At 70.7% G+C, this 12,320-nt stretch carries 10 protein-coding genes and 1 pseudogene; 6 read left to right on the top strand and 5 right to left on the bottom strand.

Features of this window, described 5'->3' with window-relative positions:
* Positions 1 to 183: 183 nt before the first annotated feature.
* Entirely contained in the window at positions 184 to 1,455 is a 1,272-nt protein-coding gene (purD, locus tag ACIPVB_RS03625; protein ID WP_400367061.1) for a phosphoribosylamine--glycine ligase, read from the top strand.
* Positions 1,456 to 1,482: 27 nt separating this feature from the next.
* Here purD and ACIPVB_RS03620 read toward each other — a convergent pair.
* Positions 1,483 to 1,818: pseudogene (locus tag ACIPVB_RS03620) on the bottom strand (VOC family protein); the annotation flags it as partial.
* Between the two features lie 52 nt (positions 1,819 to 1,870).
* On the opposite strand from ACIPVB_RS03620, the gene ACIPVB_RS03615 reads away from it, so the two are divergent.
* The gene (locus ACIPVB_RS03615; protein WP_400367060.1) at positions 1,871 to 2,467 is read left to right on the top strand and encodes a class I SAM-dependent methyltransferase; all 597 of its coding nucleotides are present in this window, start codon (positions 1,871 to 1,873) and stop codon (positions 2,465 to 2,467) included.
* Between the two features lie 88 nt (positions 2,468 to 2,555).
* The gene (locus ACIPVB_RS03610; protein ID WP_400367058.1) at positions 2,556 to 2,681 is read left to right on the top strand and encodes a hypothetical protein; all 126 of its coding nucleotides are present in this window, start codon (positions 2,556 to 2,558) and stop codon (positions 2,679 to 2,681) included.
* Positions 2,682 to 2,742: 61 nt separating this feature from the next.
* Here ACIPVB_RS03610 and ACIPVB_RS03605 read toward each other — a convergent pair whose 3' ends face one another.
* From ACIPVB_RS03605 to ACIPVB_RS03595, 3 genes are all read right to left on the bottom strand, one after another.
* The gene (locus ACIPVB_RS03605) at positions 2,743 to 4,305 is read right to left on the bottom strand and encodes a DHA2 family efflux MFS transporter permease subunit (RefSeq protein ID WP_400367056.1); all 1,563 of its coding nucleotides are present in this window, start codon (positions 4,303 to 4,305) and stop codon (positions 2,743 to 2,745) included.
* Positions 4,302 to 4,922 carry a PadR family transcriptional regulator gene (locus ACIPVB_RS03600; RefSeq protein ID WP_400367054.1) on the bottom strand — a complete coding sequence of 207 codons (621 nt, stop codon included), beginning with the start codon at positions 4,920 to 4,922 and terminating at the stop codon, positions 4,302 to 4,304. Before ACIPVB_RS03600 ends, ACIPVB_RS03605 begins: the two co-directional genes overlap by 4 nt.
* A 275-nt stretch (positions 4,923 to 5,197) precedes the next feature.
* Positions 5,198 to 6,949, bottom strand: a complete 1,752-nt coding sequence (locus ACIPVB_RS03595) for a BCCT family transporter (RefSeq protein WP_400367052.1) — start codon at positions 6,947 to 6,949, stop codon at positions 5,198 to 5,200.
* A gap of 60 nt (positions 6,950 to 7,009) precedes the next feature.
* Between ACIPVB_RS03595 and ACIPVB_RS03590 the strand changes: the two genes are divergently transcribed.
* The 3 genes from ACIPVB_RS03590 to nhaA all read left to right on the top strand — a co-directional run bounded on the left by ACIPVB_RS03590 (position 7,010) and on the right by nhaA (position 10,906).
* Complete coding sequence (locus tag ACIPVB_RS03590) at positions 7,010 to 7,993, top strand: phosphoribosylaminoimidazolesuccinocarboxamide synthase (protein WP_400367050.1); 984 nt, start codon at positions 7,010 to 7,012, stop codon at positions 7,991 to 7,993.
* Positions 7,994 to 8,096: 103 nt separating this feature from the next.
* Positions 8,097 to 9,434 carry a uracil-xanthine permease family protein gene (locus ACIPVB_RS03585; protein ID WP_400367049.1) on the top strand — a complete coding sequence of 446 codons (1,338 nt, stop codon included), beginning with the start codon at positions 8,097 to 8,099 and terminating at the stop codon, positions 9,432 to 9,434.
* 140 nt (positions 9,435 to 9,574) lie between these two features.
* On the top strand, positions 9,575 to 10,906 hold the full coding sequence (nhaA, locus tag ACIPVB_RS03580) for a Na+/H+ antiporter NhaA (RefSeq protein ID WP_400368178.1): 1,332 nt from the start codon (positions 9,575 to 9,577) through the stop codon (positions 10,904 to 10,906).
* Between the two features lie 382 nt (positions 10,907 to 11,288).
* Here the strand turns inward: nhaA and ACIPVB_RS03575 are convergent, their stop codons facing one another.
* Positions 11,289 to 12,302, bottom strand: a complete 1,014-nt coding sequence (locus tag ACIPVB_RS03575; protein WP_400367047.1) for a LacI family DNA-binding transcriptional regulator — start codon at positions 12,300 to 12,302, stop codon at positions 11,289 to 11,291.
* Positions 12,303 to 12,320: the final 18 nt, after the last annotated feature.

The raw sequence follows: 12,320 nt of genomic DNA, 5'->3' as shown, positions 1-12,320 counted from the left end.
GCGGCGGGGACGGCCCGGGCGGGTCCGGGCGGGTCGCGGCCGGCGCGCACATCCTCCGCGATGGGCATAAACTCCGGCCCCCCGACGCCCCCGCCGACGGAGGTTGTGCACATCGTGGAGTCTGCGGACGCATCCGGGCCGGGAACGCCGATCCCGCGAACCCGCGCTCGATAGGCTGACCGCGTGAGAATCCTGGTCCTCGGTTCGGGCGCGCGCGAGCACGCCATCATCCTCGCGCTGCGCTCCGAGGAGGCCTCGCACGCCATCTTCGCGGCGCCCGGCAACGCGGGCATCGCGCGCGAGGCGCACCTGATCGACCTCGACCCGCTGGACCCGGTCGCGGTGCTGACCTTCGCCACGGCCGAGGCGATCGACCTCGTCGTCGTCGGACCCGAGGCGCCGCTGGTCGCCGGAGTGGCCGATCCGCTGCGAGCGCACGGCATCCCGGTGTTCGGTCCCGGCAAGGCCGCCGCCCAGCTCGAGGGCTCGAAGACGTACGCGAAGCGGATCATGGATGCCGCGGGCGTCCCCACCGGACGCTCCGTCCGCGCGCACGACTCCGCCACGGTCGCCGCGGCCCTCGACGAGTTCGGCGCCCCCTATGTCGTCAAGGCCGACGGTCTGGCCGCGGGCAAGGGCGTGATCGTCACGAGCGACCGCGACGCCGCCCTGGCCCACGCCGAGAGCTACCTGCCGAGCGGCGCCGTGCTTGTCGAGGAGTTCCTCTCGGGACCCGAGGTCTCGCTGTTCTTCCTCAGCGACGGCGACCATGTCGCCCCTCTCAGCCCCGCCCAGGACTTCAAGCGCCTGCGCGACGGCGACGAGGGCCCCAACACGGGCGGCATGGGCGCCTACTCGCCGCTGCCGTGGCTGAGCGAGCGCTTCGGCGGCGAGGACGAATTCGTCGCGCACGTCACGCGCGAGATCGCCGAGCCCGTCATCCGGCAGATGGATGCCGAGGGCACGCCGTTCATCGGACTGCTCTACGCGGGACTCATCCTCACCGAGCAGGGCGTCAAGGTCATCGAGTTCAACGCCCGGTTCGGAGACCCCGAGACGCAGGTCGTGCTGCCGCGCCTGGTCGATCCGCTGTCGCGTCTGCTGCTCGCCGCGGCATCCGGGACGCTCGAAGACGAGCCGCGACCCGCCTTCGCCGACGCCACCGCCGTCACCGTGGTGCTCGCGAGCGAGGGGTACCCCGAGGCCCCGCTCACCGGGCGTGTGCTCGAGGGTGTCGATGAGGCCGAAGAGGTCGACGGCGTGCACGTCGCGCACGCGGCGACCGCGCTGCGCGACGGCGAACTGGTCGCGACGGGCGGGCGCGTGCTCAGCGTGGTCGCGACCGGAACGACCTTCCGCGAGGCGCGAGAGGCGGCGTACGCGGGGCTGTCGCGCATCGGTCTCGAGGGGGGCCAGTTCCGCACCGACATCGCCGCGAAGGTCGCTCGGGGCTGACGCGGCTGCGGTACTCGTCGGCGACGCCTACGCCCGGACGAGGAGGATCTGAAAGCCGTCCGGATCGAGGAACGCCGATGCGTTCGCTTGCCAGTACGGGTTCGTCGGTACGGTCTCACGCCCCGCCAATCGCGCCGAGATGCGCTGCAGCTCGCGCTCGTCGTCCAGATACAGGACCAGCAGAGACTCCGGGTCCGGCGTCGGAGCGCCCTGACCTCCTCCCGTCGTGAACTCGAGATGCGCGCCGGTTCCGGGCAGATCGAAGAACACCCCGTCGTATCCCGCGTGGTCGCGGAACTCCCCGCGCACCGGCAGCCCCAGGTCATCCCGGTAGAAGCGCACGATCTCGGGCAGGCGGTCCGTGTGGCGCGATACGGATCTTCATGCCCCCATTCTCAGCGCGTACGCTCGTGCGATGACCTCGACGACCTCTGCTTACGAGGCGCGCGCGCAGGAATACATCGACGCGCTCGGGTCGATGGATGCCGTGCACCCCGTCGACCGCGCGATCGTCGACGCGTGGGCGGACGAGGTCAGCGGTCCCGTGCTCGACGCCGGGTGCGGTCCCGGTCACTGGACGGCTCATCTCGCCGGTCGCGGCCTCGACGTCCGCGGGATCGACATCGCGTCGCGATTCCTCGAGCACGCGCGGGCGGCGCATCCCGGCATCCGGTTCGAGCGGGACACCATCGACGACCTCGACGCGGAGGGCGGCGAGTTCGGCGGCATCCTGTCGTGGTTCTCGACGATCCATCACGCGCCCGCTCGCGTCGATGTCCCGCTGCGGGAGTTCGCCCGGACCCTCCGCCCGGGCGGGCGGCTGGTGCTCGGTTTTTTCGTCGGCGTCGAGGTCGAGGCGTTCGACCACGCCGTCATGCGCGCCTATCGCTGGCCCACGGCGGAATGGGAGCGGACAGTGGATGCCGCGGGCTTCGACGTCCTCGAAACGCACACCCGCGAGACCCGGGGTCAGCGGCCGGTCGGGACACTCGTGTGCGAGCGTCGGGCGTGAGCAGCGCCCGCTTCGCGACGGCCCGCGACGAAGGGGCATCCGCCGTCGCGGCCGCCAAGCCCGGGCGTGGCGGCAGAGGTATCGCGGGGTGATCGAGGACGCACTGCTGGACGCACCGGTCGCTGAACGCGTCGATCGCTGGGCGGAGCGGATCCGTACCGGCTCTCGGACCGTGGCGATCGCATCGGTGGGCGTGCGCGCATTCGACGGCTGAACCCGCGCCGATGCGGCGGATGCCGCCGCCCGCGCGGGGCGACGGCATCCGTGCTCGTGCGCTACTCGCCCGCGGTCGCGGGAGCGGCCTGGGCCGCCTGCTGCGCGGCGGCGGGGTCGCGGGGCGCGCCGTGCGGGCGGATCATCGAGGGCCGCTTCATGAAGAGCACCACGATGAGACCCACGCCGATCACGATGATCGGCAGCACGAGCGACTGCCCCATCGCCTCGGAGAACCCGCCGACCACCTGCGGCGGAAGCGCTCCCCCGCCGAAGCTGGCCCCGGCATCCGCGGCGCCCGGGAGGTTCGCCTCGAGGCGGGCCTGCATGAACGCAGCGATGGATGCCGAACCGATCACCGATCCGACGGTGCGCGTCGTGTTGTAGATGCCGGCGCCGGCGCCCGCCTGACGCGGCGGGAGGTTGCGCGTCGCGGTGGTGGCGAGCGGACCCCACATGCCGGCGTTGCCGACGCCCATGAGGGCCGAGGGGATGAGGAACATCCAGATCGGGGCGTCATTCAGGATCAGCGCGACGTAGATGCCGAGCGATCCGCCGACGAGCAGCAGCCCGGGCACCAACAGGAAACGCGGATCGGTGCGGTCGAGCAGTTTGCCGGCGAAGGGGGCGAGGACGCCGGAGAGGATCGCAAGCGGCACGAGCAGCAGCGCCGATTCGGTGGGCGTGAGGCCTCGAGCAAGCTGCAGGTAGAACATCTGCGGCAGGGCCATGCTCGTCACCGTGAAGCCCACGGCGGCGATGGCGAAGTTGGCCACCGAGAAGTTGCGGTCCTTGAACAGATCCAGCGGCACGAGGGGCTCGCCCTTGCTGCGCCCCTGCGTCCAGATGAACACGCCCATGACGGCCACGCCGGCGATGACCATCGCCCAGATCCAGGCCGCCCACGAGTAGTGCTCGCCCTCTTGCAGGCCGAACACGATGAGGAACAGACCGACCGCGCTCAGCACCACCCCGAGGATGTCGAACTTGTGCGCCGTGCGGGGCAACTGCGGCACCAGGATGACGGCGGCGATGAAGCCGATGATGCCGACGGGGATGTTGATGAAGAAGATCCACTCCCACCCGAGGCCGTCGACGAGAAGGCCGCCGGCGAGCGGGCCGACGAGGGTCGCGACGCCGGCCGTGGCACCCCACAGGCCCATGGCCGCGCCGCGGTTCTGCGGCGGGAAGGTGCGGGTGATGACCGCCATGGTCTGCGGGGTCATGAGGGCCGCGCCCAGACCCTGGACGGCGCGGGCGGCGATGAGCATCTCGAGGCTGGGCGCGAGACCGCACGCCAGAGAGGCGATCGTGAAGATGGCGAGGCCCGTGAGGTAGATGTTCTTCGGGCCGAAGCGGTCGCCGAGGCGGCCGGTGATCAGCAGCGGGACGGCGTAAGTCAGCAGGTACGCGCTGGTGACCCACACGACGTTGTCGAGGTTGTTGGTGTCCGGGTCGAGCGCGGCCTTGATGGCGGGGTTCGCCACCGAGACGATGGTCGTGTCGACCAGGATCATGAAGAACCCGATGACCAGGGCCCACAGGGCCGGCCAGGGACTCTTCGCGGGGGTCTTGAAAGACCCCGTCGAGGGGGATGCCGCAGACGCGGCGCGGGAATCGGTCATGGGGTGGTCTCCTTCGAGACGCGTTTCTTGGCGAAATGTTCGGAGATCTCGTCGGGACCCCAGGCGAGGGAGCCGTCGACGAGGCGCGCGCGCAGGGCGTCCTGCCACGCGAGTTCGGCGTCGAGGAGTGCGGCTTGCCGCTGCACCTCGACCATGAACTGATCGGGGACGCCGCGATGGGCGGCCCCGTCCAGACCCGTGCGGTGCTCGTCGGCCGAGGCGACGAGCAGGGCACGGCGTCGGTCGAGCAGGGCGACCACTTCGTCGCGCTCGAGATTGTGGGCTTCGGCGAGCGCCACGCGGAAATCCGTCGCGCGCTCGATCTGCGGCAGTTCTGCGCGTACCCACTCCTCGACCGCACGACGCCCGGCGTCGAGCAGCGTGTAGGTGGTGCGTTCGGGGCGGTTGCCGTGGCGGTCGACGCCGACCTCGGCGAGCAGGCCGTCGCGTTCGAGGCGAGCGACCGTGTGGTACATCGTGCCCTTCTGCAGGGGCACGAGACGGTCGTCCTTGCGCTCTCGCAACAAGCGGACGAGCTCGTAGGTGTGCATATCGCCCTCGCGCAGGGTCGCGAGGATCATGACGGCGACCGGGGTGAGGCGGCTGGGGTCCGGCATCCACCCCTCCTTGTGGTCCGTGCTGACTAGTCCATGTGGACTATACGCTCTCCCGAGCCGCGCGTCGAGTCGGCGGGGCACCCGATGAGCGTCCAGAACACTCCGTCCACCGTGCGCCGACAGCGGCGTGTCGCGGACAGTCAACGAGGGTGGCGGCGCGCCGACGGGGGGGGGGCTTGCGTGCGGCCGACGAGGCGAATCGGCGAGCGAGACCCCGGTGCGGCGCACCTCGGCCCCCGAGCGCACGAGGTGCACGGGGGCCGAGGAGAGAACGGTCAGGGCGCGGTCGGGGGTACCGCCACTTCATCGCCCGCCGGGTCGACGTCTCGCGCCGCGGTGCGAGCCGGCGCTCCCCGCCGCTGGCGCCATCGCGCCGGCAGACCGAAGATGCCGCGCTGGTTCGCCTCTTCGACCTCGAGTCCGTAGTGCTCGCCGATCGCATCGCGCAGCTGCGCGCGCTCGGCCTTGTCGTACGCCTTCATCTCGCGACGGAAAGCGGTGACGGTCGCCCAGCAGATCGCCAGGAGCACGACGCTGAACGGCAACGCGATGCTGATCGCCGCGGTCTGCAGCGCGGTGAGCCCGCCCGCGATGAGCAGGGCGAAGGCGATCACCGCGGTGGCGAGGGCGAAGAAGACGCGCACCCACTTCTTGGGCTCCTCTTCGCCACCGGTCGCGATCATGCTCATCACCAACGCGCCGGAGTCGGCCGAGGTGACGAAGAACACCGAGATCAGGATGAGGAACCCGACGATCAGCACCGCCGACCCCGGGACGCCCTCGAGCATCTGAAACAGCGCCGTAGAGACGTCGACCGACCCGTCGGGCCCCGCCAGAGACGCCGTACCGGTCAGCTCTCCATAGATCGCCGTGCCCCCGAGGACCGTGAACCACAGGATGCCGACGAGCGTGGGCACCAGGATCACACCGACGACGAACTCGCGCACCGTCCGGCCGCGCGAGATGCGCGCGATGAAGATGCCGACGAACGGCGCCCACGAGATCCACCAGCCCCAGTAGAACGCGGTCCACGCGCTCTGCCACGCCACACCGTCGTCGCCGGCGTACGCGCTGACCGTGAACGACAGGCCCACGAAGCTCTGGATGTAGTTGCCGATCGACTGCACGACATCGCGCAGCAGGAATTCGGTCGGACCGGCGAAGAGCAGGAACAGCATCAACAGCCCCGCGAGGACGAGGTTGATGTTCGACAGCCACTTCATGCCCTTGCCCACGCCCGACAGCAGCGAGAACAGGACGAACCCGGTGATGATGCCGATGATGATCGCCTGGCTGATGATCGACGGCGGCACGACACCGAGAAAGTCGAGCCCGGCGCTGATCTGGATGACGCCGAGTCCGAGCGAGGTCGCCACGCCGAACAGCGTGCCCACGAGCGCGGCGACATCGACGGCATTGCCCCACCCGCTCTGCACGAGTCGCGCGCCGAGGATCGGCTCGAGCGCCCAGCGGATCGTGCGCGGACGCTTACGACGGTGGAAGGCGTAGGCGAGGGCGAGGCCCAGCACGACGTAGATCGACCACGCGTGGACGCCCCAGTGCAGGAACGTCTGCGACATCGCCTGCTGCGCGAGCTCGGCCGGGGTTCCCGTCACCCCGGGACGTGGCGAGACGAAGTGGCTGAGCGGCTCGCTGACACCGTAGAAGACCAGGCCGATGCCCATTCCGGCCGCGAACAGGAGCGCGAACCACGACATGGTCGAGAACTCCGGCTCGTCGTCGTCCTGACCGAGCTTGATGTTGCCGAAGCGACTGAAGCCCATCGCGAGCGCGAACACGACGAAGAACGCCGCGATCAGCACGTAGTACCAGTTGAAGGTCGCCACGATCGCGGTCTGCACCGTGTCGAACGCCGCTTCCGCCGCGGCCGGGAAGAACAGCGCGAAGGCGATGAACACCAGCGCAATGATCGCGGCGGGCCAGAAGACCCAGCCGCGGATGGTCGAATGGCGGCTCCCCGCAGGGGAATCGGTGGATGCCGCGGTGTCGGGTGCTGCCTCGGTCATGCTCCCCAGGCTACCCAGGGGCCCCCGCCCGCCCCCGGGGCAGGCGTCGAGCGGGCGTCTATGACACAATCCGCGCTGACGCGGTCTGCCCGCACCCGCGATAATGAGCGGGTGACCTCCGCTCCCCCGCTCGAGCTCTTCGGATGGCGACACGTCTACTCCGGCAAGGTTCGCGACCTCTACGTCCCCGTCGACACCGCGGACGGCGCCGCCCCCGCGCGCCTGCTGGTCGTCGCCAGCGACCGCGTCAGCGCCTTCGACCACGTGCTGACCCCCGGCATCCCGGACAAAGGCGAACTGCTGACCACGCTGAGCCTGTGGTGGTTCGACCAGCTCGCGGGAGCCGACGGCGGCCCGCGCACCGCCAACCACCTCGCGCCCGACCACGTGCTCGCCGATGACGAGGTGGTGGCCGTGATCCCGGATGCCGTGCAGGGCCGCGCCATGCTCGTGCGCTCGCTCGACATGCAGCCCATCGAGTGCGTCGTGCGCGGATACCTCACCGGTTCGGGCTGGGCCGAGTACCGTGCGTCGGGCACGGTGTGCGGCATCCCCCTCCCCGAGGGCCTGAACGACGGAGACCGCCTGCCCGAGCCCCTGTACACGCCGGCGTTCAAGGCGCCGATGGGCGAGCACGACGAGAACATCACCTTCGACCGCTCGGTCGAACTGGTCGGCGCCGAGACCGCCACCGCCCTGCGGGACCTCTCGCTCGCGATCTACCGCCGCGCCGCCGCGACCGCCGAGGCACGCGGGCTGATCCTGGCCGACACCAAATTCGAGTTCGGCTTCGATGACGCGGGCGTGCTGACACTCGCCGACGAGGTGCTGACCTCGGACTCCTCCCGATATTGGGATGCCGAGTCCTGGCGCACCGGCACCACCCCGGCCGAGCGCATGGCGAGCTTCGACAAGCAGATCGTCCGCGACTGGCTCGCCGCCCACTGGGACAAGACGGGCGAGCCGCCGGAGCTCCCCGCTGAGATCATCGAGCGTACGCGCGAGCGTTACGCGACCCTGCTGCAGCGGTTGACCGCCGGCTGAGCCGGGCCCACGGGGGCGTCGACAGGCTCAGCCCCCGCCGCAGCCCCACCGCACGAGGTTCCTCGGCCTGCCGAAGGGACCGCCCCACCGCACGAGGAGACACATGTTCCGCTGGAAGCTGCACGGCGACGGCCGCACCGTCGCACCCGGGGCCGTGGTCGCACCGGGCGAACGACTGAACTGGGGCGCGACGGTCGCCATCGGACTGCAGCACGTCATCGCGATGTTCGGCGCGACGTTCCTGGTACCCGTGCTCACCGGGTTCCCCGTGTCCACGACACTGCTGTTCTCGGGTGTGGGCACGCTGCTGTTCCTGCTGGTGACGAAGAACCGCCTGCCCAGCTACCTGGGGTCGTCGTTCGCGTTCATCGCCCCGATCACGGCGGCCACCGCGACCGCCGGCACGGGTTCGGCGCTCGCGGGCATCGTCGCCGTCGGCGTGCTGCTCATGGCGATCGGGTTCGTCGTGCAGTTCGCCGGTCTCGGCTGGGTCGACAAGGTCATGCCGCCCGTGGTCGCGGGCGCGATCGTGGCGCTGATCGGTTTCAACCTGGCCCCCGTGGCGTGGTCGAACTTCCAGCTCCAGCCACTGCCGGGCACGATCACGCTGGTCGCCGTCATCCTCTTCAGCGTTCTGTTCCGCGGTTTCCTGGGGCGGATCTCGATCTTCCTCGGGGTGATCGTCGGCTACGTCGCGACGGTGCTGATCCAGCTCTCGACGGGTGAGACGCTCATCGACTTCGCGGCGGTCGAGGCCGCGCCCTGGGTCGGTCTGCCGACGTTCGAGATCGCCGACTTCACCCAGCCGCAGACCTGGTCGGTGATCGCGATGTTCCTCCCCGTCGTCCTTGTGCTCGTCGCCGAGAACGTCGGCCACGTGCGCGGTGTCGCGGCGATGACGGATGCCACGGCCAACCGCTCCACCGGACGAGCCCTCATCGCCGACGGCGCCGCCACGACGCTCGCGGGAGCCTTCGGCGGCTCGGGCACGACCACCTACGGCGAGAACATCGGCGTCATGGCGGCGACCCGCGTCTACTCGACGGCGGTGTACTGGGTCGCCGGCCTCACGGCGATCGTGCTGAGCCTGTCGCCCAAGGTCGGCGCGGTGTTCAACACCATCCCTCCCGGCGTCCTGGGCGGGGTGACGACGGCGCTGTACGGCCTGATCGGCATCATCGGCATCAAGATCTGGGTCGACAACCGCGTCGACTTCTCGCGCCCGGTCAACCAGTACACCGGCGCCGTCGCCCTGGTGCTCGCGATCGCCGGGTTCACCATGCAGTGGGGCGACTTCCAGCTCGGCGCGATCGTGCTCGGCTCGGTCGCCGCCCTGGTGATCTACCACCTGGGCAACGCCATCGCCCGCGCCCGCAAGACCGGTGCCGACGACGGCGGCCCGATCCCGGCGGTCGGCCCGCTCGGCGGCGACCCGGCCTGACACCGGCTCAGAGGGTGCCGCCCGATCCCGCTCGGCGGCACCCTACCCTCGGGACTCCCCCAGGTCCCTCCCGGTAGACTGGCGGAGGCGTGTCGGGAAGTCTGGTCGACGATCTGTCGATCGACCCCGGAGGTTCCCTCGTGACCGAGACCCACACACGCGCACCGAGCTGGCCCGGTTATCGCGAAGTCCACCGCGTCACGACGCTGCTGCGGCGCGAGTCCGTCGGAGGCCTGCTGCTGGTGGTCGCCGCGATCGCGGCCATCGCCTGGGCGAACTCCCCCGCGTCGGACGCGTACTTCGCGCTGCGCGACTTCCGCTTCGGCTACGAGCCGTGGCATCTCGACCTGAGCGTCGGTTCCTGGGCCGCGGACGGCCTGCTGGCGATCTTCTTCTTCATGGTCGGCCTTGAGCTCAAGCGCGAGATCGTGGTCGGCAGCCTGCGCCGGTTCCAGACCGCGATCGTGCCCGTCACCGCGGCCATCGCCGGCGTCGTCGTGCCCGCCCTCATCTACGTCGCCATCGTGCACACGCAGCCCAGCCTGCTCGCCGGATGGGCGATCCCCACGGCGACCGACATCGCGTTCGCCGTCGCCGTGCTCGCCCTGGTCGGCTCGCACCTTCCCGGGCCGCTGCGCATCTTCCTGCTCACCCTCGCCGTGGTCGACGACCTGATCGCCATCGCGATCATCGCGGTCTTCTACACCAGCGACATCTCGCTCGTGCCTCTCGCCGTCTTCGCGGTGCTGGTCGTCGTCTACGGCGTCATCGCGCATCGCGGCCGGGCGTGGTTCTCGCGCAACGCGTGGGGCGCGTGGGTCGTGCTGCTGCCGATCGGGTTCGCCGCGTGGGCTTTCCTGCACGCGTCGGGCGTGCACGCCACGATCGCCGGCGTCGCGCTGGCGTTCACGATCCCGGTCGCCGCCTCGCGACGCAAGCCCGAGCACCACGGCATGGATCTCGCCGAGCAGTTCGAGCACCGCTTCCGCCCGCTCTCCAGCGGCATCGCCGTTCCGATCTTCGCGTTCTTCGCGGCGGGTGTCTCGGTCGGCGGCGCCGAGGGCATCATGAGCGCCCTCACCGACCCCGTGACCATCGGCGTGGTCGCCGGCTTGGTGCTCGGCAAGCCGGTCGGCATCCTGCTCGGGGTCCGCCTGCTCACCCTGGTGACCAAGGTGCGCCTCGATCCCGCGCTGAAGTGGGTCGACCTCGCCGGCGTCGGACTGCTCGCCGGAATCGGCTTCACCGTGTCGCTGCTGATCGCCGAGCTCAGCTTCCCCGCGGGCTCTCCCCACACCGACGACGCGAAGATCGCGATCATGGCGGCCTCGCTCCTGGCATCCGTCCTCGCCGCCAGCGTGCTGCTCGTGCGCAACCGTCGCTACAAGCAGCTCGCCCTCGACGAAGAGGTGGATGCCGACGGCGACGACGTCCCGGACGTGTACCAGCAGCCGCTTCCCGACGCCCGCTGACCGGCATGGCAACGCCGGCGGCGTCGTCGGTGCGGTGGTCGTCGTGGTCGACGTGGTCGTCGTGGTCGACGTGGTCGACGTGGTCGACGTGGTCGACGCCGGGAGCAGGCGACGTCACGAGAACAGGCGATGCGTCGGGAACAGGACGATCCGCGCCGCGGCGGCCTGTTCTCGTGACATCCCCTGTTCTCAGGACGGGACCGCGGCCGCGGTGACCGGTCGCGGCCGCGGCGACCTGCCGTGACGGGAAGTGCCGGCGTGGGCCTCACGTGACGGGGCGCGGCGGCGGCCTGCCGTGACGGGAAGTGCCGGCGTGGGCCTCACGGGGCGCGGCGGCGCCAGCCCGACGTGACGGGCCGCGGCAGCGGCCATCGCGGTGCGGTCAGGCGGACGCGCGCTCGATCACCTCGGTCGGCAGGATCGTGGCGTGTGCCGCGGGGCGTCCGGCGAGGATGTCGAGGAGGACGGATGCCATGTGCCGTCCCTGCGTGAGCGAGGGCTGGCGCACGGTGGTGAGCGCCGGGGTCAGAGCGGTGGCGACCGCGGAGTCGTCGAAACCCATCACGGCGATGTCGCGGCCGGGCTCGATGCCGTGCTCGCGCAGCACCGCGTACGCGCCACGGGCCATCAGATCGCTCGCGACGAAGAGGGCGTCCGGCCGCTCGCCGGCGGCGAGCACCCGGGTCATCGCGAGCGCGCCTCCCATCTCGGTGAAGTCGGCGTATTCGACCACGGCGGGTTGGAGTCCCGCATCGGCCATCGCGTCGCGGAAGCCCTGGAGGCGGTCGATGCCCGCGGGCATGTCGGCGGGCCCCGAGATCGTGCCGATGCGGCGGTGCCCGCGAGCCGCCAGGTACGCAGTGGCGAGGCGGCCGCCCTCGACGTTGTCGACGTCGACGTAGTAGTCGTCGGCGCGGACGCGGTTCGGGCGTCCGCCGTAGACGACCGGCACGACGTCGGCGACGCGGTCCAGGAACGTGTCGCTCGTGTGGTGCGAGGCCACGATCGCTCCGTCGACGCTGCCGCCGCGCAGGTAGCCGAGGGCCTTCGCGCTCGCGTCGTCGCTGGCGATCATCATGTTCATGATGTAGTCGGACTCGCTGATCACTTCGCTGATGCCGGCCACGATGGACGCGAAGAACGGATCGCCGAAGAACCGGTCGGTCTGCTCGGGGATCACGAGCGCGATCGCCCTGGTCTGGCGGCTCGCGAGGGAGCGCGCCGCGCGATTGGGGACGTACTGCAGATCGTCGATCGCGCGGCGCACCGCCTCGAGGGCGGACGGGGAGACGGCGGTGGAACCGTTGACCACCCGCGACACCGTCGATCGCGAGACACCGGCTCGCGCGGCGACCTCTTCGATCGTGGCGGCCCCGCGTACGGGTGCGAGTTCCATAGCTGCCTCCCTGAGGCC

This window comes from Microbacterium sp. NPDC090007, assembly GCF_044748345.1.
Lineage (GTDB): Bacteria > Actinomycetota > Actinomycetes > Actinomycetales > Microbacteriaceae > Microbacterium.
The sequence above is the reverse complement of the archived record's forward strand: the minus strand, read 5'-3'. Positions and strand labels throughout refer to the sequence as shown.